This window comes from Leucobacter chinensis (assembly GCF_019049105.1).
Classification (GTDB): domain Bacteria; phylum Actinomycetota; class Actinomycetes; order Actinomycetales; family Microbacteriaceae; genus Leucobacter_A; species Leucobacter_A chinensis.
Genome location: NZ_JAHQZR010000003.1, coordinates 185,717 through 207,225 on the forward strand (window position 1 = coordinate 185,717; position 21,509 = coordinate 207,225).

Below are 21,509 nucleotides of genomic sequence, written 5' to 3' on the forward strand. Positions count from 1 at the left end.
TTTCTGTGCGTGGGTGTTGTGGCGTGATTATTCGGTGATGCCGAGGTAGCGCAGCGTCGTGAGCGCGTATACCTTGGCAGCGAGCACCACGTCAGCGGCGAGCGCGCGCTCGTTGAAATTGTGAATCGTGCTGAGGTCGGCGGGGCCGTACTGCAAGACGGGAATGCCGTGGCTGCGGAACGTGCGGGCGTCTGACGAGGCCCACTGCAGAACACCCTGTGCCTGCGGATCGGAGAGGTCACGAAGCGCGTCAACGAGCGTTTCGACGATGGGATCGGTGGGCGGGGTCCAGTTCGGCTCGCTCATGAAGCCGAGGTACTCGATCTCGGCCTCGATGCCCTCTTCGGCGAGGATCTCACGCACGCGCTCGTTGACCTCGGCGCGGCTGAGACCGAGGGGCACGCGGGTGTCGAACTCAATCACGCAGGTGTCGGCGACGACGTTCGTCGAGGTGCCGCCCTCGATCTTGCCAACGTTGATCGTGACGTGCTCGAAAACGTCGCCGATACCGGGGCCGTAGCCCTCGCGCTCTTCGGCGTACTGCTTCGAGTCGGCGATGAGCTGCTTGAGCTCTTCTGACTGCACGGGCTTCATGTCCCAAAGCTTCTGCAGCGCCATGATCGCACGGGCGCCAAGCAGGTTCGCGCTGACGCCGTGCAAGGGCTGCAGGCTGCCGTGGCCTGGCGTGCCCTGGATCGTGAGGCGGAACCAGTTGCTGCCCTTCTGGCCGATCGTCGGGTGGTCGCGCTCGGCGGGCTCAGCGATGATGCCGCCGGTCGCACCGTCGAGCACACCCTTCTCGAGCAGCCAGTGGGCGCCGCGGGGGCCGCCCGTCTCCTCGTCGGGTACCGAGGCAAACGAGAGCTTGCCCTTCAGCGGCACCCCGAGGCGCTCAAGAATAATGTACGTGTGCATGAGGCCCGCGAGGCCGGCCTTCATGTCGCTCGCGCCACGGCCACGAAGCCAGCCGTCGACAATGTCGCCCGCGAAGGGAGGGAAATCCCAGCGGTTCTCGTCGCCTACCGGTACGACGTCGTGGTGGCCTGAGAAGACGAGGTGGCGGTCGCCCTCGCCCTTCTCGCCACGGTGCGAAACAACGCTCACACGCCCCTCACCCGCGTCATGGAGTTCGGTCTCGATGCCAGCCTCGGTGAGGTAGCCCGAGATCACGTTGGCGATCTCGGTGCAGTCACCCTCTGGGTTCTCGCTCGGAGTCTGGATGAGCAGGCCCGCGAGCTTCAGCAATTCTTCTGACGACTCATCGATCGCCTGAAGTACTCGTTCTTCCCAAGATGATGCGGTTGACATTGAAAACTCTTTTCTGCGGTTGAGGGGCGGTGTGAACGGTGACGAGTCTGAACGACTAGTCGGTTTTGCTGAGCTGTGCGAAGCGCACGAGCCCATCGGGGTATGAGGTGTAGCCCTCAAGGTTGTCGCGGTGGGTCACAGCGATGTTGTACTCATAGAGGTATCCCCACGGCGACTCGACGTTGATGATTTCTTGCATCTCGCCATACAGCTTGTTGCGCACATCAGCATCGGGTTCGGTTGCCGCTTCAGCCCACAGCTCATTGACGCGGGCGTTGTCGTAGTTGGCGTAGTTGCTCGTACCTGAATCGACAAGCAGCAGGCCGAGGTGGTAGCCGGGGTCGTTCACGAACGAGGTCCAGCGTGAGATGTAAGCCTGGACGTTCTTCTCGGCGAGTGCGTCGAGGAACTGGGCGCGGGCCATGTTCTGAATATTCATGGTCACGCCAATCTTGGCGAGCTCTGCCTGGATGAGCACGGCGTCGTCGTTCCAGTCAGGAAAGCCTGAGCCGAGCGTGAAATCGAACTCGAAGCCGTCTGGGTAGCCGGCCTCTGCGAGCAGCGCTTTTGCCTTGTCGAGGTTGTACTCGGCCTGGTTGCCCTTATCGGTCCAGCCCGGTGTTGACGACGCGACCGACGAGCGCATCTCGCTTGCCTGGCCCTTCATGACGTCGGTGAGCAGCTTGTCGTAGGGAATCGCCATGGTCACGGCCTGGCGCACCTTCTCGTTATCGAAGGGAGCGATGTTGTTGTTCATTGCGAAGAAGAGCACCTTGTTGCTCGGGCGCGAGTCGACCACAACGCCATCTTTTCCGTCGAGACCCTCGAGGTCTTTCGGAGCAATCTCGAGCGCCATGTCGACCGAGCCCTTGGTGATGAGCTGCAGGCGGTTCGAAGCGTCGCCGATGAACTTGAGGTTGACCTTCTCGATGTCTGGCGCTTCGCCCCAGTACTTATCGTTGACGTGCAGCTTCGCCTCGCTCGCGGGATCCCAGCTGTCGAGAATGTAGGGGCCGGTGCCCGCGGTGTTCTGCTTGAGCCACTCGGCGCCGCCGTTCTCTTCAACGAGATCCATGTCGATGATCGAGAACGAGTACATCGGGATGATCTGCAAGAAGAGGTGGTTCGGTGCGGTGAGCGTGATCTTGACCTCGTGCTCACCGGTCTTCTCGACACTGCCGATGGCGGCCATCTCGTACAGGAAGCTCGCCGAGGCAGAGGCCTTGATGTGCTCGAACGACTTGACGACATCGTCAGCGGTGAGCTTCTTGCCCGACTGGAACTCGATGTCATCACGAATGGTGAAGGTGTACACGGTGTTCGTGTCGTCGACCTTCCAATCTGAGGCGATCATCGGCTCGATCGTGGCGGTGTCAGAGACGCGCTTGCCGTTCTCTTCCTTCGTACCGTAGGTCACGAGCTGGTCGTAGGCGGCAAGCACGAGGGTATCGCTGGTGCCATCGTTGGCCTCAGCGGGGTCGAGCGTCGTGCCACCCTCTGAATAAGCGATGCTGATGGCCGAGCCGGAGTCGCCGCCACCGCCAGCATTCGCGTTGTTTGCACTCTGCGCGCAGCCGGTGAAGGCCAGCATCATGCTCGCCGCAACGGCAACCGTTGTGAGCAGTTTTTTGGTTCTCATGGTTCCCTTTCAATAAGGAGTGTGTGGTGAGAATGGGTCAAGGTGAAAAGTGTGGGTTACTTCGCTGAGGTGCGAAGACGCGGATCGAGTACGTCGCGCAGCCCGTCGCCGAAGAGGTTGAAGCCGAGAATCGACGAGGCAATCGCGAGGCCGGGGAAGAAGGTCATCCACCACTCACCCGAGATGATGTAGCCGCGACCGTCTGAGATCATGACGCCCCACTCGGCGAGCGGCGGCTGAGCACCGAGGCCGATGAAGCTCAACGCTGCAGCGGTGAGAATCGCGTAGCCCATGCCGAGCGCGCAGCGCACGATGATTGGCACGATGCCGTTGGGCAGAATGTGACGGAAGAGAATGACCGTGTTTTTCAGGCCGATCGCGTGCGAGGCCTCAACGTAGTCTTTTTCTCGGAGCGAGACCGTCTGCCCGTACATAATGCGGGCGAACTCGGGAATGCCCACGATGCCGACGGCGATCATGGCCGACGAGAGACCGGGGCCGAGTGCGACGGCGAGCGTCATGGCGAGTAGCAGCGACGGGAATGCGAGCAGCATGTCCATGAGGCGCATGAGCACCATGCCCACGGCTCCGCGGAAATAGCCGGCAATCGCGCCGATCGGAACGCCGATCACGAGCGAGAGGGCGACCGCGAGCAGCCCCGTCCAGAGCGAAACCCTCGCCCCCGCCAGCACGCGGGAGAAGATGTCGCGGCCAAAGTTGTCGGTTCCGAAGAGGTGCTCGAAGCTCGGTGGCTCAAGCAGGGGCCCCGCGCCCGTGAGGTTCGGCGGGTACGGGCTCCAGAACGACGTCATGATGCCGCCCAGGGTCCAGAAGAGAATCACCGCGGCGCCCACCATGGCTGATGGGTTGCGAATGAGCAGCGAGAAGGCGCTCACCGCTTTCTGCTCTGGCTTGGCCTCAAGCTTGCGAGTGTGAATGGCAACCGTTGATGTATTAGGCATTGCGCACCTTCGGATCAAAAATTCCCTGCGAGAGGTCGACGATGAGGTTCACGACGAGGAAGATAACGGCAGCGAGCAACGTCATCGCCTGTACCGGCGCGTAGTCGGTCGCCTCAATCGACTCGACGACGTAGCCACCGATACCGGGCCAGTTGAAGATCGTCTCGGTGATCACGGCACCGCCGAGCAGTTGGCCGAGTTCGAGGCCGACGACCGTCACGATTGAGGGCGAGGCGTTCTTGAGCGCGTGCCCACCGATCACTCGGGTCTGGCTCATGCCCTTGGCCTGCGCCGTGCGAATGTAGTCCTGCCCGAGCACCTCGAGCATGGCCGAGCGCGTCATACGGGAGATGATCGCGAGGGCTCCCACCGAAAGCACCATGGCCGGCCAGATGAGGTGTGAGAAGGCGCTCTTGAAGGCGATCATGTCGCCCGTGAGCGCGCTATCGATGAGGTAAAGACCCGTGATGTGCGTCGGCGGGTTGATCGCGTCATCGATGCGGCCGACGGGCGCTGGCTCCCAGCCGAGCGTGCCGTAGAAGACCGAGATAACGAGCAGGCCGAGCCAGAACAGCGGCATCGAGGCGCCGAGCAGTGAGATGATGCGCGTCGCGTGATCAGCAATGCGGTCACGCTGCGTCGCTCCGAGAATGCCGAGCGGGATGCCGACGATAATGCCGATCGCGAGCGCCATGAGGGCGAGCTCGACGGTGGCCGGGAAGCGAGTCGCGAAGTCTTCCGCGACGGGCCTTCCGGTGTGCCAGGCAAAGCCGAGGTCGCCACGGAAGAGCCCGGTGAAGTAATCAACGAACTGTTGCCATACCGACTTGTCGAGCCCCATCTGCACCCGGAGCTTTTCAACCACGCTGTCTGCGGCATTTTCACCGGCGAGCGTGCGGGCAGGATCACCGGGCAATACGCGCGTGATCACGAAGATACTGACGATGACACCCAGCAGAGTGGGGATCATCGCAAGTATGCGCCGAACTATGGTCTGCACTTCTCTCCTCTTTGAGTTCGCCTGGGTCAGGTCGCCCTTGCGAGCCCTTCACGGGTCGCAGAGGCGGAATAAAACCGATTATCAAGGGAGGGTTGCGAGATGCACAACTCATTCTCAATATATGAGACGGTGGTGCACAGCATTCACACGGTGGTTATGATTCAAAGCAGAAAGGAGCGTCAACATCGACACTCACACCTCGGCCTCACGATCGCGTCGCCCAGCGCTGCAGACCGTCGATCGCGCCCTCGCAGTACTGCTCTCGTTCTCAACGAGGCGCACCGAGTGGGGCGTCATGGAACTCGCAGAAGAGTTCGACCTCGACAAATCGGCAGCCCAGAGACTCCTCAGCACCCTGGCGCACCGCGGCTTTTTGTACGCCGACCCGGTGACGAGACGCTATCGCATGGGCCCCGCAATGTGGCGCATCGCGGGCACCTGGGAGCGACGCGGCGGCATGGCTCTGCTCGTCGAACCCGTGCTTTCAGAGCTCGCCGACCGCACGAGCCGCACCGCCTCATTCAACCTCGCCGACGGCTCGTACGTGCGCTGCGTCGCCGCGGTCGACGGCGGCAACGCCCCCATGCGCGACCACCCCCTCGTGGGCGAGCTCTACCCCGCCCACGCCGGTGCCGCCTCGCGCGCCTACTTCGCTTTTCTCTCGTCGTCGCAGCGGCAGGCACTCATGTACCACCGCCCCCTCGCGAAGTTCAGCGACCTGACATCGCAAGACGCCCACGAGATCGAACGAGAAATGCTGCTCGTTGCCGAGAAGGGTTGGGCTTACTCCGAGGGCGAGTACGACAGCAACACTCGCGCGATTTCGGCGCCCGTGTTCGTGCTCGGAAGACCAGTCGCGAGCCTCAGCCTTGGCGAAAGCAAGCGCGTTTCGCTCGGCGACATTCGCGAGCACGTCGATCCGCTCCTGCATACCGCCGCCAAGCTCGGCGCACTCCTGTCAACCCAAACCCCCGATGCGAGGCCATCTTGAACAACCTGCTGCTCCTTTCAAACTCGACCAACGCCGGCATGGGCTACCTCGAACACGCGTGGCAGGCCGTCCTGCCAGCACTCGATGGGGTCACCGAACTCGTCTTCGTTCCCTACTCGCTCGCCGACCACGACGCGTACACACAGAAGGTGCGCGAGGCCTTCGCACCGCACGGCATCGCGGTGAAGGGCGTGCACGAAGACGGCGGCCCGGTCGCGACGGTGCGCCAGGCGCAAGCAATCTTCGTTGGCGGCGGCAACACCTTCCGCCTGCTCGACCGACTCAAGCAGGAGCGCCTCATCGTCGAGCTGCACAACCACGTCGCAGCAGGCAAACTCTACATGGGCGCAAGCGCGGGAACGAACGTCGCGGCCCCCACGATCCGCACGACGAACGACATGCCCATCGTCTTTCCCGAGGGCTTCGACGCGCTCGGCCTCGTACCCTTCCAGATCAACTGCCACTACCTCGATGCCGACCCGAACTCGACCCACGCCGGCGAGACCCGCGAGCTGCGCCTCACCGAGTTTCACGAAGAGAACACAACGCCCGTCGTCGCGATTCGCGAGGGCGTGTGGATCAGGGTTCACGGCGGCGTCACCGAGATCGGCGGAGCCGCGGTCAACACGCAGTACGGCCCCGCACTGCTCTTCACGCCCGGCGAGGCGCCGCGTGAAATTTCTGGGGTACTCGGCTAACGAGCCTGTTGCTGGCCACCGGCCGGCAACCTCGGCACCGCCGCGATGAGCTCGCGCGCATACTCGCTCTGGGGTGCGCGCAAGAGCTCTCGCGTTGCGCCCTCTTCGACCACCCGGCCATCACGCAGCACCACCGTTCGCTCACACAGCGCCGCGACGCTGCCGAGGTCGTGGGAGACCATGAGCAGCGCAAGGCCCTGCGATTCTCTGAGCTCTGCGAGCAGGTCAATGATGTGAATGCGGGTCGTCACGTCGAGGGCGCTCACTGGCTCGTCGGCGAGGAGCACGCGCGGCGACGAGACGGTGGCGCGGGCGATCGCGATGCGCTGCTGCTGCCCTCCAGAGAACTCGTGCGGGTAGCGCAGGGCCGCATCAGCAGGAAGGCCAACCGAGGTGAGCGCCTCGCGCACCCGCTGTTCGGCATCGGCCCCCGTCGCGAGCCCGAGCGAGCGCAGCGGCTCGCCAACGATGCGGCCCACGCGTTGCCTGGGGTTGAGCGACGAGGCGGGGTCTTGAAACACCGCCTGCACGGCCGTGCGAAAGGCGCGCATCTGCTCACGGTTGCGCCGCTCGAGGCGCTGCCCCCCAAAGCGCACCTCGCCCGTTTGGGGCGAGTTCAGGCCGAGCAGCAACGAAAGCATCGTCGATTTGCCCGAACCAGACTCACCGACGAGCCCCACCGACTCGCCCTCGCCAAGCGCGAGCGACACCCCGTGAAGAATCTGGTGCGAGCCGTATGCGAAGCTCGCATCGCTCAGTTCAAGAACCGTCATCAGACCTCACCCTCCCCTTCGAACGCGTCGCCCAGGGCATCGTCAAACGCTCGGGCACTCGCGATGAGCTGCTCGGTGTAGGGGTGCTGGGGCGCATCAATCACGTCGCCCGCGGCTCCCTGCTCAACCACCCCGCCCTGCTGCATCACGACGATATGGTCGACCATGCCTGCCACGACCGCGAGATCGTGACTGATGAACAGCAGCGACATGCCGCGCTCGGCAACGAGCCGGTCGAGCAGCGCGAGCACCTCGCGCTGTACCGTCACGTCGAGTGCCGTCGTCGGCTCGTCAGCGATGAGCAGCGCCGGGCGCGAGGCGAGCGCAATCGCGATCGCGACACGCTGGCGCTGGCCGCCCGAGAGCTCGTGAGGGAAAGCCCGTGCGATACGCGAATCGGTGAGCCGCACCTCGGCAAGCGCATCGCTCACGACCTCGGCGAGCTCGTCGCCCCGCAGGCCCCGATGACGCTTGAGCGGTTCGGCAATTTGCTTACCGACGCGCATGAGTGGATCGAGCGCGCTCAGCGACTCCTGAAACACCATTGATGCGCCCGGCCCGCGTAGCTTCCTGAGGCTCGCCTCGTCGGCATCGAGCGTCGCTACCCCGTCGAGCAACACACTGCCGCTGGTCGAAAAGCCGGGAGCCAACAGACGCGTCAGGGCGAGGCTCGTCACCGATTTGCCAGAACCCGACTCACCGATGAGGCCGACCCGCTCGCCACGGCCAACCGAAAAGGTGACGTCGCTCACGAGTGTCGTACCCGAGGGCGCCAGGACCGTCAGGCCACGCACGTCGAGCAGGGCATGCTCGCCCGCAGGCCGTTCATGGGTCACGTCGTTCATCGCCGCACCTTTCGCTTCGGGTCAGTTATGTCGCCGATTCCGTCGGCAATAAAGTTCACACCGAGCACGAGCACGACGAGGGCAATGCCGGGCGCGATCGCGCCGGCGGGGGCCGTCATCACGGTTCCCTGCGCCTCCTGCAAGAGCCGCCCCCACGAGGCATTGGGCGGCGGCGCACCGAAGCCGAGGTACGAGAGGCTCGCCTCGGCGAGCACCGCGATGCCGAACTGCAGGGCGAGCGCCGAGCTGAGCATCGGGGTGATGTTTGGGAGCACGTGACCAAACACGATGCCCCAAAGGCCCGTTCCGCTCGTGCGTGCGGCCGTAATGAACTGCTGCTGCAAGACGCGCTTCGTGAGAATGCGGGTGAGCCTCGCGACAACGGCCGACATCCCGAGCCCGATCGCGAGAATGACCGACCAGATTGACGAGCCCTGCACCGCGACAATGAGCATCGCGAGCAACAACACGGGAAAGGCGATGACGACGTCAAGCCAGGCAGAGACGGTGTCGTCGATCCACGGCCTTGCAAACGCGGCCACGAGACCCACCGCGATGCCGAGCACGGCGGCGATGAGCACCGAACCGGTTCCCACGAGCAGGGCAATACGCGCGCCGACCATGAGCTGGGTGAAGAGATCGCGGCCGAGTTTATCGGTTCCGAGCCAGTGCTCGGCCCCCGGCCCCTCGAGACGCGATCCGCTCGTATCGCCCTGCGCATACGGCAGCCAGAAGAGCGAAACCAAGGCGACGAGCACCACGATGCTCACGAGCACGACGCCGATCACGAGGGTGGCGCTCACGCGAGCGCGACGCTGGCCGCTCATCGGTTGCCCGAAACCGTCTGGCGCAGCCGCGGGTCGACAATGCGTTGCAGCACGTCGGCGACAAAGCCAACAAACAAGACAAAGAAGGTGCTGACCACGAGAACCCCCTGAATGGTGATGTAGTCGTGCTGGTTAATGCCGCCGAGCAGCAAGCTGCCGAGACCGGGCAGCGTAAACACGCTCTCGACCACCACCGCGCCAATGAGCGCCGTCGAGAGTTCGATGCCGAGAATCGAAATGACGGGCACCGATGCGTTGCGCAGGCCGTGCCGCACAAAGGCCTCGGCACCCCCAGATCCGTGCGCGCGGGCCGTGCGCAGGTAGCCGCTGCCGAGCACGTCAAGCGTGGCCGTGCGCACGTACCGGGCAAGCGACGCGCTCATGACAATCGCGATCGTGAGAACGGGCAGGGCGAGCGCCGTGAAAGCGGCACCCGGGTGTGACCAGCTCGCCCGTGGAAACCCACCCGACGGAAGCCAGCCGAGCGAGAGCGCGAACAGCCAGACGAGCAAGATGCCCACCCAGAATGTCGGCACCGCGATGCCGAGCTGCGAGAAGCCAGAGAGCACCACGCCGTACCAGCGATCGGCCTTCACCGCCGCGGTCACACCGATAATGAGCGCGAGCACGACGGCGAGCGCAAACGATAGGAGCGTGAGCGGCAGGGTGACCGAGAGTCGCGCGACGATCTCAGGCCCGACCGGCAACCCGCTGATAAACGAGGTGCCGAAGTCGAGCCTGGCGATCGCCCCCACCCATGCCCCGAACTGCGTGAGCACCGGCAGGTCTGAGCCCACCTGGCGCTGCGCGGCGGCGATCTGCTCAGGGGTCGCATTGACCGAGAGCAGCGCGTTTGCCGGGTCGCCAGGCAGGAGCCTGAGCAGCACGAAGATCACGACCATCGCTGCCACAAACGAGAGCAGCAAAAAGCCGAAGCGGCGTGTTAGGTATCGAAGCATGCGGGTGCGGGTTCTCCTCGCGAACTACTCTTTCACAATGTCGTAGGCGAAGAACTGCGAGTTGAGCCCGTTGACGGGGTAACCGCTGACCTCTTTCGCCGAAACCACGATTTGTGGGTAGAGGTAGAGCCACACGCTCGCCGCGTCTTCGGCAATCTGCTCGTTCACCTTCGTGAGCAGTTCGGTCTGCTCATCTTCGGTGAGCGCCTGCTCGGCCTCAGCGACCCACTGCACGACATCGTCGTTCTCGTAGCCCCAGTAGAAGTCGGGGTTGCCGTACCAGACCACGTCGCGGTCGTTCACATGCTCCTGCAGCGTCGCCTCGAAATCGCGGTCCTGGAACACCTTCGAGTACCACTCATCGGCGCTAATCGTGTTGATGTTGACCGTGATGCCCACCTTGGCGAGCTCAGACTGTACGAACTCGGCCACAACGGGGTGCGGGTCGTAGCTCGGGGTGTCGAGCGTGAAGCTGAAGCCATCGGCGAAGCCCGCGTCGGCGAGCAGCGAGCGCGACAGCTCGGGATCATAGGGGTTCACGGCCGTGAGGTCTGTGTACCAGGGGTCGGTCGGGGGCACCATCGAGCCAATCTGCGTGCCGTACTCGCCCCAGATCGAGGTGAGCAGCTTCTCGGTATCAATTGCCGAGTAGATCGCTTTGCGCACCTTGGCGTCGGTGAAGGGTGCAACCCGGTCGTTGAACGCGAGCAGCTCCTTGGTCGTCGAGTCGCCGGCGCTAATCGTGTAGTCGTCGTTGCCCTCGAACTGCTCGAGCAGGTCAGGGCTCTGCACGCTCGTGATGAGGTCGAGCTGACCGGTTTGCAGGGCGTTGTTCTGCGCCGTGGCATCGGTGAAGTAGTTGAACTCGACGCCCGCGTTCTTCGCTGGCTCGCCCCAGTAATCGTCCCACCGCGTGAGCGCGAGCGAGCTGCCGCGCTTCCACTCGTCGAGCACGTACGGGCCGGTGCCGTCTTCGCTCGTGTTGAGGTCGGTCGCATCGGCGTTCACGATCCACACGTAGCTGAGGTTGTAGATGAACGAGATGGCGCGCTGTGAGAGCTTGAACACCACCGTGTGGTCGTCGGGGGTCTCGATGGCGTCGATCACGGCGAAGCTCGACTTGCGTGCCGACTGCGAATCTTCAGCGGTGACGGCCTCGATGCTCGCCTTCACGTCTTGCGAGGTCAGCGCCTTGCCCGAGTGGAAGGTGACGCCCTCGCGCAGGGTCACGGTGTAGACGAGGCCGTCTTCGCTCGCCTCAAAGCCCTCGGCGAGCAGGTTCTCAACCTCGCCGTCGTCGGTGAGTTTAAAGAGCCCTTCGTAGACGTTTCCAGTGAGCGCCTCGGTCACGCCCTGACCGCCGCCAGCCGTGTTCGAAAGGTTGACGGGTTCGTAGAGCGAGCCAACCGAGATGACGGCGTCTGCCCCGCCCTCCGGGGCAGCCTGCGAAGAGCAACCGGTCACGAGCAGGGTAAGCGCGGTTCCGGCCGCGAGGAAGAAAGCGCCGCGATGTTTGCGGGCGCCACGAGATACATTGGCCACAGTAGCCTCCAGTGGGTGAAGTGGTGAGTGAGAAGAAGAGCGTTCGGTGCGCCTTAGGCGGCGTACAGGTCGAAACCCTCGGCAAAGAGAACCTGCTTTTCACCGGCGTGAACGGGCAGGGCGAAGCGGTTTTGGGCGGGCGGCATCGGGCAGTTGTACTGCGCCGAGAAGCCGCACGGGGGCACAAAGGCCCGGTTAAAGTCGAGAATCACGGTGCCCGCCTCGGCGTCGCTGCCGCCGTCGGGACGCTCGACGAACAGGAAGCGGCCGGCGCCATAGGTTGCGTCGGCACCCTCGGCGCCGTTCGTCGCATCACCGAATACGAGCAGCAACACACCGCCGTCATCAAAGGCCGCGAAGCGGTAGTCGACGTCGTTCAGCGTGAAGGTAATGTCTCCCGGCACCACGAGCTCTCGCGTGCCGCCGTTGTCACGAATGTGCTCGAAGGGCACGGTGCGGTCTGCTGAGACCGGCGTGAAGCTCGCGGCGATCACCCAGCCGGGGTTAAACGCGAAGGCACTGATGCCATTAAACGCGCGGATCGCGGCAGAGTTCGCATCCCAGCGACGCAGGCCGTACTCGGCTTCTCCGGTGCTCAGTGAGCGACGCGCGAGCGAGGTCACCGTCACGCCCTCTGGCGCCGATGCCTGCTCAGCCTCGACATCGACGGTTTCGCCAGCGCCAAACCAGCGCGTCTCAACGAGAGCAAGGTTGCCGGTTGGCCCGGTCACCGCGGCGGCGCGCTCGGAACGCCACGTATCGTGGCCTTCTCGCGACTGCTCGATGGCGGTAGTCAAAACAGAATCACTCATAATACTGTCTATTATTTTACATAAGTAAAGCGAATGCCAATTCATTGCAAAGAGTGACAGATCTCGGCGTTCAACCGGCGCAACTGGCCGACAAGTGAGCGTTTCGAAAACGCTAGCCCGCAACCGCTTCGGGCGCCGGCAGGGTGCGCAGAGCCAGGGCCTGGCTCACCGCGAAGAGCAGAATGTCGATGGCGATCGCCACCACGATGAACGCGGCCAGCATCGACCCGGCCGTCATCGAGCACGCGGCCACGAGCAGCGCAGCCACGATGTTCACGCCCATGACGAGGCGTAGCGCGATGCGCAACCGCAGCTTCGCGACCATGACCATCACGAGTCCGGCCCACACCACAACGACGCTGCCGGCGAGCGCGAGCAGCCACGCCGGCTGCGCGATCGTTCGGGCGATCTGCGCCGAGGCCACCGCGACGGCGCCGCCGAGCAGCACGCAGTAGATGGCGTCGATGCGCAGGCTCCAGAGGCCGAGCGCTCTCCCGTTGATGCGTGTCATGCCCTCATTTTCTCACCAAACCCTGAATCTCTCGTTCCCTGCACTTTCATCGAAAGGTCAAAAAGTGTCGATTTCAGCGAGATTTTCGACACTTTTTGACCTTTCGAACACGAGAATCGATCACACGCGGCGGATCATCGCGAGCCGCAGCCCGCGCCAGAACGTCTTCGCGTGCACGGGGGCCAGAAACCCGCGTCACACCTTCGCGCGCGGGAGCACGATCGGCGAGCCGGTATCGGGGTCAGTGATGACGCGCGAGACGAGCCCGAAGACCCGCTCAACGGTGGCCTCGGTCATGAGTTCGCGGGGTGAACCCTGCGCCACGACCTCGCCGTCGCGCATCGCGATGAGGTGGTCGGCGTAACGCGCGGCCTGGTTGAGGTCGTGCAGCACGGCGACGACCGTTCGGCCGGCATCGCGCAGGCGCACAACGAGCTCGAGCACCTCAAGTTGGTGGGCGATATCGAGGTAGGTGGTGGGCTCGTCGAGCAAGAGAATCGGGGTTTCTTGGGCGAGTGACATCGCGATCCACACCCGCTGTCGCTGGCCACCGGAGAGCTCATCGATGTGCCGTTCGGCGAGCTCGGTGACGCCGGTGTCTCGCATCGCGCGCTCTACGGCGATCTCGTCATCACGGCTCCACTGGGCGAGCACGCCCTGGTGCGGGTGGCGGCCCCTCGCAATGAGCTCTGAGACGGTGATGCCCTCGGGGGCGATCGGCGTTTGCGGCAGCAGGCCGAGCTGGCGCGCGAACTGCTTGACCGAGGTTCGGCGAATGTCTGCGCCGTCGAGCAGCACTTTGCCCTCGCTCGGCCTGAGTAGGCGCGAGAGCATGCGCAACAGCGTCGACTTTCCGCAGGCATTCGGGCCAATGATCGCGGTGAACGAGCCCGTTGGCACCCGCACGGTGACATCGTGCAAAACGACGGTGCGCTCGTAGCCGCCCGAAACGTGCTCGGTTGTCAGGCGCGCCTCGGCGGCTGCTGCGGTGGGCGTTGCGAGATCGGTCATGAGCGTGCACTTTCACGAAAGAGGAGCCAGATGAGGTACAGGCCGCCGAGGCACACCGTCACGGCGCCGACGGGCAGGGTCGCGCCCGGAATCGCGTGCTGGGCAATGAGATCGGAGGCCGAGAGCAAGAGCGCTCCGACTAGGGCCGCACCCACGAGATCGAGGGTTCCCTTGCGCCCCGTGATGCGGGTTGCGATGGGCGGTGCCGCGAGCGAGATAAAGGCGACGGGGCCCGCGACCGCGGTCACGAGGGCAGTGAGGGCAACGCCGACAATGACGATGAGGGCCTTGCTGCGCTCGAGCGGAACCCCAAGCGCCGCCGCGGTGTCGTCACCGAGTTGCAGCTGCCTGAGCCTTCGGGCGAGCATCGGCAGCATCACGACGAGCGGCACGGCGACGGCCGCCGAGGCGATGACGACCGGCCACTCGACGCCGTTAATACTGCCTGCGCCCCACACCGCGGCTTCGGCGGCCAGCTCAAGATCGACGTTCACCGAGAACCACACGTTGACCGAGGCGAGCATTGCAGAAACCGCGATTCCCACGATCACGAGCCTGAAACCACCCATGCCGCGGCGGTAGGCGAGCAGGTAAATGATCATGGCGGCGCCGATTCCGCCGACAATTGCGCCGACGGCCTGCGAGCCGTAACCGGTGTTGCCCATCATGAGCATGACGACGACACCCGTGTAGGCGCCGGTGTTCAGCCCCACGATGTCTGGACTGCCAAGTGGGTTGCGCGTAAGCGACTGGAACATCGCGCCGCTCACCCCGAGACAGGCCCCGAAGAGCACGGCCGCGAGGGCTCTGGGAGCGCGCCACTCAACGACGACCATGCGGTCGATTCCTGTGGCGCCGGGTGAGAGCGCGTTGAACACCTGCTCGATGGAGAGCGAGCGCGACCCGAGGGTGAGCGCCGCGAGCGAGCAGGCGACGACGGCGATGACGAGCAGCACTTGCACAACGATCGCGCGTCGTGTGGTGCGGCGGCTGAAGCGACCGGCGCGAAGAACAACCGTTGCGCTCATAGGGCAGCCACCTTCGTACGGCGCACGAGCGCGATGAGCACGGGGGCGCCGAGAAAGGCGGTGACGACGCCGACCTGAAGCTCGGCTGGCGAGACGATCACGCGCCCAAGAATGTCAGAGGTCAGCACTAACGTGGGGCCCAAGACGAGAGAGAAAGGGAGGATCCACCGCTGGTCTGGCCCGACCATGAAGCGCACGGCGTGCGGCACCATGAGGCCCACGAAGCCGATGGGGCCGACGGCCGCGGTTGCAGCACCACACATGAGGGTGACCGCGATCATGCCGCGAGCGCGCGTGAAGCCCACGCGTGAGCCAACCGAGCGCGCAAGATCGTCGCCGAGGGCGAGGGCGTTCATGCCTCGCGCGGTCGTGAAGGCGAGCACGAGGCCTATCGCGATAAAGGGCAAGACGACCTGCATCGTGCCCTCGGGACGGTCGGCGAGACTGCCAGCGCCCCAGAAGCGCATGCGGTCGAAGGTGCGCGTATTGAGCATCGCGAGGGTGTGCGAGAAGCCCGTGAGCACGGCGCTCAGCGCAACACCGACGAGCGTGAGGCGTAGCGGCGTTGCGCCGCCCCCGCCCCTGGCCGCCACGAAGTACACGAGCATGCCAGCGGCAACAGCACCGATAAACCCGAACCAGAGGTACTGCGAGATGCGAGTCACCCCAAAGAGCGAAACACCGAGCACGATCGCGAAACCGGCGCCCGCGTTCACCCCGAGAATGCCAGGGTCGGCGAGCGGGTTGCGCGTGAGACCCTGCATGAGTGCGCCCGAAACGGCGAGCGCCGCCCCAACGAGCAGGCCGAGCAGCGTGCGGGGCACTCGAAGCGTGAGCACCGTGGCGTGGTCGATACTGCCATCGGGGTCAGTGAGCGCGGCCCACACCGTACTGAGCGGCAACCTCGCCGACCCAATCGCGATGCTCGCGGCGCACACGCAAGCGAGCACGACGAGCGAAACGCACAACCAAGCGATACGGTGCCGCGACTTCGGCACCGGCGTGACAGCTCGCACTAGCGCCCGGCCGTCGCAATCACTTCGAGGCTCTCGATGCCCCAGCCGAGCTTTTCACGTGAAACAAGCGACCAGCCGGCAGCCTCCACGAGCGCGAGGGTCGCCTCGGGAGTACGGGTCGGCACACCGAGCGCAGCGTAATCGACGAGGGCCTGCGCGGCACTCGCCGCGGGGCTCAGCCCGTCAGGGCTCAGCCGTTCGATAAGCACGAGTCGCTCGGCAGCACCCGCGAGCGAGCGCAGGAGCGAAACGACCTCGGCATCGCTGCGGTGGCCGAAGGCCAGGGCCGTCGCCACGAGATCGGCGCCCTCGGGCACGCCCTGGGCAAACGCCCACGGGGCCTCGTGCCCCACCTGACGTAGAACCGCGAGCGGGCCGGTCGACTCGAACACCGTGATGCTCGCGCCAACCTCGGCCTGCAATACCTCGCTGACCTCGAGCGCCCCCGGCCCCGTCACCGCGACCTTCGGCGCCTCGCCCCACACGGCCTGACGCGTGAGGCCCGTGAGCACGTGCGGCAGGCCGCGGGCCTCGTCGACAAGCTCTTCGTAGTATTCAGTGTTCGTTTCGACCGAGGTGCGAAGCGATGATCCGCTCACGTGCTGCCAGGCCGAGCGGTCGCTGCCGAGCGCCTCGGGCAGCGCCTGAAGCGCGAGCACCTGGTCGGCCTCGCAGCCCACGTAGTGCTCCTGCTCGTGCTCGTCTTCGCAGAGCTCTTCGCCCAGGCGGTCGAGGCTCAGTAGCCCCTGGTCGTCGCATGCGACGAGACCCGCCTGAACGAGCAACTCGGTGAGCGCGTCGAGCTCGCCCGCGGTGGCACGCAGCCTGGCGGCAAGCGTCTCGAGCGAGATCGGCTCTGCGGCGAGCGCGTCGAGCAGGCCGATACTGAGGGCCGCACGCACGGCGAACCAGGTGATGGGCATCTCTGGCAGCGTGGGCTCGTGAGCGATCTGGCCGGGGGCATCGGCCTCTGGCGTCTTGTGCCAGTAACCGGTGATGTTGGTGTGCGACTTGGCCGCGCCGAGCGCTTTCGCGAGCTTGCGCACCGGCAGGAGCGCGCGGCTCTCGGCAGCGGCCCAGACGTACGGGGTTCCGCCGGGCACCTGCAGCTTGGCGACCGCCTCGGCGAGCGCCCGCTCGTCGTGTTCGTGGGCGATGACCCACTCGACCTGATCGTTCGGGCCGAGCGAAAGCGCCTGCTTGGCGCGGGCATCGGCAATCGTGATCACCGCGCGCACGGGGGCAGCGCTCGGCCGCTCGTCGAAGTAGCGACCGATCGCGGGAAGCGCGGTCTCGTCGCCCGCGAGCAGCACCCAGTCGGCGTCGTCAGGAATGACGGTCGACGACTTGGGGCCGGCGAACCAGAGCGCAGCGCCCACGGTGGCACGTTGCGCCCAGCTCGCTGCCGGCCCGTCGCCGTGCATCACGAAGTCGAGATCGAGCTCTCCCGTGGCGGCGTCGAAGCGGCGCGGGGTGTAGTCGCGGCCCAGCCTCGTCTCGGCGGGTGCCCACTCGATCCCGTTCGCGAGCTGCTCGGGCAGCACCTGAGCAATATCGCCATCACTCGCAAAAATGAGCTTCACGTGGTCATCGAAGCCGGGGCTCGCGAAGGCGGGCAGGTCGTGCTGCCCGTTCGAGAACGCCGCGAGTTGCTCACCCGAGAGCGTGACCCTGCGCATGCGCGGTGTCACGTCGACGATGCGCGTGACGTGCACGCACCGCAGAACGAGCGGGTGAATGATGAGGTCGTGATGTGCCATGGCGATATTCCTTCAGGTGCCCCGAGTGCTCGCTACGAGAACTGCTCTTCGATGATGTCGAGCAGGGCGAGCGCCTTGTCGTAGTCGCCGCGCACCGTCCAGTACGGCAGGTCGTAGGCGTGATCGTCAGAGAAAGCCTTGGTGCCGGCCCAGACGGGCTGCTTCGCGAGCGTCGCAACATCGGTTGTGTCGGTGTTGAAGCCCGTGATGAAGAGGGTTGGAACGTCTGCGAGCAGCTGGCCGACCTGTTCGGTCGAGAGCGTCGCCATGTCGCCACCCGGGTTGTAGGGCTCGAGGCCGTGCTCTTCAACGAGCGGTGCTGCGGTGAAGCCGAGCGCCTCAAGCTCCTGCGGCAGGCCGGTGTCTTCGAAGAGGAGGTACGGGGTACCGTCAGAGGTGATCGTGAGAACCGACGCCGGTGAGGCTGGCACGTCGATAGCTGCCTTCACCTCGGCAACACGATCTTCGTAGGCCTTAAGACGGTCGGCGTAATCGTCGGCGCGACCGAAGAGATCGTCGGCGATGAACTCGAACTGCTCCTGCCAGGTCGTGAGGTCTTTGTTCACGATAACGGTCGGCGCGATTTGCGAGAGCTGGTCGTAGCCCTTCGAAGCGAGGCCACCGGGCAGGCCCATGCCGCCGGCAACAATGAGATCGGGCTCGAGCTCAAGAATGGCCTCGAGGTCGAAGCCGTCCATGCCCCAGGTGATGAACTCGGTGTCGTTCTTCTTCGGGCCGTCGCCCCACATCTCAGAGAAGCCGGCCTCGTGGTCGAAGTCTTCTGAGGTGGTTCCGACGACGGGCACGTCAAGATCGTAGAGGTAACCGGCGAGTGCATAGTTGAGCACGACGACGCGCTCGGGAACGGCGGGCACCGTGACCTCGCCCTGTTCGGTCGTGACCGTGCGCTCGGTAGCCTCGGCGGTTTCGGCGGCCTGGGTTTCGGCAGGCTTCTCTGACGACGAGCAGCCGGTGAGCAGCACCGAGGCGCCGAGCAGGGCCGCGATGACGGGAACGAGTGGGTTTCGGGAACGCAAAAGCATAAGCTTCTCTCTTGGGATAATCAGTGAGGTGCGAGACATCTCGGGGGCAGGTCGCAGCCCCGCTTCATATGATGTTAGTTAGGCTACACTTACCAAACCGCTCGAGAAAGGCGAAAGTCATGCTTTGCGACACCAAGCCGACACCGGGTTCGAACCGGCACGACATCGGCACGCAAACCGGCGGTTTTAGCCCAGCAGTGGCGGCGAAACCGAGGAGCTGGGCCGTTGCTGCGCGCTGACCTGCTGTCGGTGGTTCCCGAGAACGCCGTGCGTTTTCTCGGCCATGAGACCCACTCGCACGAGTACCCGCATCTCATTCACGTCGTGAGCGGCGCGGCCGACCTCGTCGTCGAGGGCCGCCCCATTCGCCTCGGCCCGAAAGAAAACCTCTGGCTCGCGCCCAATGTCGAGCACTCGGCGAGATACACGCAAGAGAGCGTCGTGTTTGGCCCGTTCCTCTCGCCGCAAACGATCCCACCGAACCCCATCCAGCTACTCGGCATCGTTCCCGACCTCACACGACTCGTCGCAACGATTCTTGGCGCCGGGCCGCGCACCCGCGAAGAGGTGCACGTGTTTCGCGTCGCCATCGACGAGGTGCTGAGCACCATGCGGCTCGACTGCTTTCCGCTGCTCACCCCCGCGCACCCGGCAGCGAGGGCGGTTGCACAGGCGTGCATCGCGAGTTCCTCGACACTCAACGAGCTCGCGGCCCTCGCCGGCACGAGCCCCCGCCACATGCAGCGCCTCTTTCGCGACGAAACCGGCCTCTCGTTCACGAGCTGGCGAGCGCGGGCAAGGCTCAACGTCGCGGTCGCGCGGCTTCGAGGGGGCACGAGCCTGCAGGCGGCGGCCACGGCATCAGGCTACGCGAGCCGGGCGGGGCTGCTCAAGGCGCTCAGTCGCGAGACCGGCATCGAGCGCGACGAGCTGTCACGCGATGCGCTCGGCGCCGTCGAGCGCTGGGCTACCACGGGCGCCTGAGCGCATCGACTCCTGCGTTACTCCCAGGCGAGCGCGAGGCCAGTAGCGGCACCCGGCAGGGTCGCCACCACTCGCTCTGCGCCGCTGCCGAGATCGATCTGCCTGATCGCACCCGACAGATCGGCGACGTAGGCCGCGTGGTGCACCGTGTCGAGGGCGAGGCCGATCGCCTCGTCGAAGCCGCGCGACAAGATCGCGGGGCGCCAGCCCTTGGCACCGGCCTCGGGAATGGGCGCGCGGTTCAGCGTGTTACCGTCGGTTCCCTCACCGCGGTCGCTCCAGTACAGCATGCGGGCCGCGGCGTCGATCTCAAGGTCGATCGGCTCGGGCAGGCCGCTCCAGAGGGTCTCGATGTCGGTGCGCGTCGCGGCCGTCTCGCCCTCGGGCAGTTCGAGTGAAGCGCGCAGAATACGCCCCTCTGCGGCCCCGGTCGCACCCTTCTGCGTCCAGAACAGCTCACCGGCCTCGGGGTCGACGGCGATGCCAACGCACCACTCCTGCACCTCGGTCTCACCCGTTCCCCTCGTGTCGACGAGGCGCGTGAGGCCACTTCCGTCGGCCTCGGCACGGTAAATCCCGCGGCCCTCGCGGTCGCTCCAGAAGAGGCGGCCGGTGGCCGGGTCGCTCGTGATCTGCTTGCCCGTGGTGAACGAGCCGCGCGGCACGATGACCTGCGCCGATCCGCCGCCCAGCGAAATGCGCTGAACCGAACCGTTGACGGTCGCGAATTCGGGCTCTTGGCCAGCCTTCGCCTCGCCATCGGGCTCACCCATGCAGGTGAAGGTGATGTGGCCGGCCTTCGTATCGACGACGAGGCCGTCGGGAGCCTCGGTGAGCCCCGTGTGCAGTTGCGTGACCTCGCCCGTGTGCGGATCGACCCGATTAACACTGCCCTCAAGCACGTCGAGGGCGTACAGCACCGGTCGCAATTGCTCGGCGCCAACCGATCCGCGCACGGCGCGCGTGATGCGGTCGCGGCGTTCGGCACGCGATGCGTAGGTGTCGGCGACGCCATAGGCATCTTCGACCTGTTGTACGAGCGCGTCTCGGTCGGCATCGCTCATGTCGGGGCGGTGCAGCTCGATCGCGTCGAGCGCCTTGCCGACGTGCTCGATGATGTGGCGCAGGCCAGCCGGGCCGCCGCCCAGGTGTGAAGCCTCGAGCACGCCGATCGAAGCCCAGCGCAGGCCGAGCGACTCCTGGAAGATGATGTCGAAGGCGCGCGCGTCAACGACACCGTGCTTGATGAGCCACATGGCCTCATCGAGCACGGCCTTCTGCACGCGGTTGCCGACGAAGCCGGGAATCTCGCGCTGCAGCGCAACGGGAACCTTGCCGATGTCACGGTAGATGCGCTCGGCGCGCTTCACGAGCTCGTCACGGGTTGTGGGCCCCGGCACGATCTCGACGAGCGGCATGATCTGCGGCGGGTTGTAGGGGTGGCCGACGAGAATCTGGTCGGTGCGCTCGTTGCCGTCGGCGAGGAGCGACGGGAGCAGGCTCGAGGTCGACGACGCGATGATCGTGTCATCAGATGCCGCGGCAGCGATCTGGCCGAGCAGGTCGCGCTTGATATCGAGGCGCTCTGGGCCGTTCTCTTGCACGAGGTCGGCGCCGCGCACGGCATCTTCGATCGACGACGCAACCTCGAAGCCGCGCCCCTCGGGCACCGCGTCGGGCGAAACGTCAAAGATCGAGACCTCCCACCCGCTCTCGAGAAATAGTTCTGCCCACGACAGGCCGATGACTCCGGCCCCAATGATGGCTACGCGTGACTCAGACATGAGTGCTCACCCTTTC

20 protein-coding genes are annotated in these 21,509 nt (G+C 65.2%); 3 read left to right on the forward strand and 17 right to left on the reverse strand.

What is annotated here, in order from left to right:
- Window positions 1-27 precede the first annotated feature (27 nt).
- Genes KTJ78_RS04520 through KTJ78_RS04535 form a run of 4 tightly spaced genes read right to left on the reverse strand, consistent with a single transcriptional unit; the run spans window position 28 to window position 4,909 of the window.
- Complete coding sequence (locus KTJ78_RS04520; protein ID WP_217133028.1) at window positions 28-1,308, reverse strand: M20 family metallopeptidase; 1,281 nt, start codon at window positions 1,306-1,308, stop codon at window positions 28-30.
- Window positions 1,309-1,363: 55 nt separating this feature from the next.
- Window positions 1,364-2,947 carry an ABC transporter substrate-binding protein gene (locus KTJ78_RS04525; RefSeq protein ID WP_217133030.1) on the reverse strand — a complete coding sequence of 528 codons (1,584 nt, stop codon included), beginning with the start codon at window positions 2,945-2,947 and terminating at the stop codon, window positions 1,364-1,366.
- Window positions 2,948-3,003: 56 nt separating this feature from the next.
- Window positions 3,004-3,909 (reverse strand): ABC transporter permease, encoded by a 906-nt coding sequence (locus tag KTJ78_RS04530; protein WP_217133032.1) that lies wholly within the window; start codon window positions 3,907-3,909, stop codon window positions 3,004-3,006.
- Window positions 3,902-4,909: an ABC transporter permease gene (locus KTJ78_RS04535; RefSeq protein ID WP_217133033.1), complete on the reverse strand. Its 1,008-nt coding sequence runs from the start codon at window positions 4,907-4,909 to the stop codon at window positions 3,902-3,904. Before KTJ78_RS04535 ends, KTJ78_RS04530 begins: the two co-directional genes overlap by 8 nt.
- Window positions 4,910-5,135: 226 nt before the next feature.
- Here KTJ78_RS04535 and KTJ78_RS04540 point away from each other — a divergent pair, with 226 nt between their 5' ends.
- Together KTJ78_RS04540 and pepE are read left to right on the forward strand one after the other, a co-directional pair.
- Window positions 5,136-5,900, forward strand: a complete 765-nt coding sequence (locus KTJ78_RS04540; protein ID WP_256448968.1) for an IclR family transcriptional regulator — start codon at window positions 5,136-5,138, stop codon at window positions 5,898-5,900.
- Window positions 5,897-6,598, forward strand: a complete 702-nt coding sequence (gene pepE, locus KTJ78_RS04545) for a dipeptidase PepE (RefSeq protein WP_217133039.1) — start codon at window positions 5,897-5,899, stop codon at window positions 6,596-6,598. Before KTJ78_RS04540 ends, pepE begins: the two co-directional genes overlap by 4 nt.
- Here the strand turns inward: pepE and KTJ78_RS04550 are convergent.
- The 12 genes from KTJ78_RS04550 to KTJ78_RS04605 all read right to left on the reverse strand — a co-directional run bounded on the left by KTJ78_RS04550 (window position 6,595) and on the right by KTJ78_RS04605 (window position 18,725).
- Window positions 6,595-7,371, reverse strand: a complete 777-nt coding sequence (locus KTJ78_RS04550; RefSeq protein WP_217133040.1) for an ABC transporter ATP-binding protein — start codon at window positions 7,369-7,371, stop codon at window positions 6,595-6,597. The genes pepE and KTJ78_RS04550 overlap by 4 nt on opposite strands.
- Complete coding sequence (locus KTJ78_RS04555; protein ID WP_217133041.1) at window positions 7,371-8,216, reverse strand: ABC transporter ATP-binding protein; 846 nt, start codon at window positions 8,214-8,216, stop codon at window positions 7,371-7,373. The genes KTJ78_RS04550 and KTJ78_RS04555 overlap by 1 nt, the downstream gene beginning before the upstream one ends.
- Window positions 8,213-9,043 (reverse strand): ABC transporter permease, encoded by an 831-nt coding sequence (locus tag KTJ78_RS04560; RefSeq protein WP_217133042.1) that lies wholly within the window; start codon window positions 9,041-9,043, stop codon window positions 8,213-8,215. Before KTJ78_RS04560 ends, KTJ78_RS04555 begins: the two co-directional genes overlap by 4 nt.
- Entirely contained in the window at window positions 9,040-10,002 is a 963-nt protein-coding gene (locus tag KTJ78_RS04565; protein ID WP_217133043.1) for an ABC transporter permease, read from the reverse strand. The genes KTJ78_RS04560 and KTJ78_RS04565 overlap by 4 nt, the downstream gene beginning before the upstream one ends.
- A 24-nt stretch (window positions 10,003-10,026) precedes the next feature.
- On the reverse strand, window positions 10,027-11,544 hold the full coding sequence (locus KTJ78_RS04570) for an ABC transporter substrate-binding protein (RefSeq protein WP_217133045.1): 1,518 nt from the start codon (window positions 11,542-11,544) through the stop codon (window positions 10,027-10,029).
- Window positions 11,545-11,597: 53 nt separating this feature from the next.
- Window positions 11,598-12,356, reverse strand: a complete 759-nt coding sequence (locus KTJ78_RS04575) for a DUF1684 domain-containing protein (protein WP_217133052.1) — start codon at window positions 12,354-12,356, stop codon at window positions 11,598-11,600.
- 112 nt (window positions 12,357-12,468) lie between these two features.
- Window positions 12,469-12,867, reverse strand: a complete 399-nt coding sequence (locus tag KTJ78_RS04580) for a hypothetical protein (RefSeq protein ID WP_217133053.1) — start codon at window positions 12,865-12,867, stop codon at window positions 12,469-12,471.
- Between the two features lie 195 nt (window positions 12,868-13,062).
- Window positions 13,063-13,878 carry an ABC transporter ATP-binding protein gene (locus KTJ78_RS04585; RefSeq protein WP_217133060.1) on the reverse strand — a complete coding sequence of 272 codons (816 nt, stop codon included), beginning with the start codon at window positions 13,876-13,878 and terminating at the stop codon, window positions 13,063-13,065.
- Window positions 13,875-14,906 (reverse strand): FecCD family ABC transporter permease, encoded by a 1,032-nt coding sequence (locus tag KTJ78_RS04590; protein WP_217133062.1) that lies wholly within the window; start codon window positions 14,904-14,906, stop codon window positions 13,875-13,877. The genes KTJ78_RS04585 and KTJ78_RS04590 overlap by 4 nt, the downstream gene beginning before the upstream one ends.
- The gene (locus KTJ78_RS04595; protein ID WP_217133063.1) at window positions 14,903-15,922 is read right to left on the reverse strand and encodes an iron chelate uptake ABC transporter family permease subunit; all 1,020 of its coding nucleotides are present in this window, start codon (window positions 15,920-15,922) and stop codon (window positions 14,903-14,905) included. The genes KTJ78_RS04590 and KTJ78_RS04595 overlap by 4 nt, the downstream gene beginning before the upstream one ends.
- Window positions 15,922-17,682 (reverse strand): siderophore-interacting protein, encoded by a 1,761-nt coding sequence (locus tag KTJ78_RS04600; protein ID WP_217133067.1) that lies wholly within the window; start codon window positions 17,680-17,682, stop codon window positions 15,922-15,924. The genes KTJ78_RS04595 and KTJ78_RS04600 overlap by 1 nt, the downstream gene beginning before the upstream one ends.
- A gap of 32 nt (window positions 17,683-17,714) precedes the next feature.
- A complete protein-coding gene (locus KTJ78_RS04605; RefSeq protein ID WP_217133068.1) occupies window positions 17,715-18,725 on the reverse strand; it encodes an ABC transporter substrate-binding protein in 1,011 nt (336 codons plus the stop codon).
- 225 nt (window positions 18,726-18,950) lie between these two features.
- Between KTJ78_RS04605 and KTJ78_RS04610 the strand changes: the two genes are divergently transcribed.
- Entirely contained in the window at window positions 18,951-19,709 is a 759-nt protein-coding gene (locus KTJ78_RS04610; protein WP_217133069.1) for a helix-turn-helix domain-containing protein, read from the forward strand.
- Window positions 19,710-19,726: 17 nt separating this feature from the next.
- Here the strand turns inward: KTJ78_RS04610 and KTJ78_RS04615 are convergent, their stop codons facing one another.
- Window positions 19,727-21,493 carry a 3-hydroxyacyl-CoA dehydrogenase NAD-binding domain-containing protein gene (locus KTJ78_RS04615; RefSeq protein WP_217133071.1) on the reverse strand — a complete coding sequence of 589 codons (1,767 nt, stop codon included), beginning with the start codon at window positions 21,491-21,493 and terminating at the stop codon, window positions 19,727-19,729.
- Window positions 21,494-21,509 lie beyond the last annotated feature (16 nt).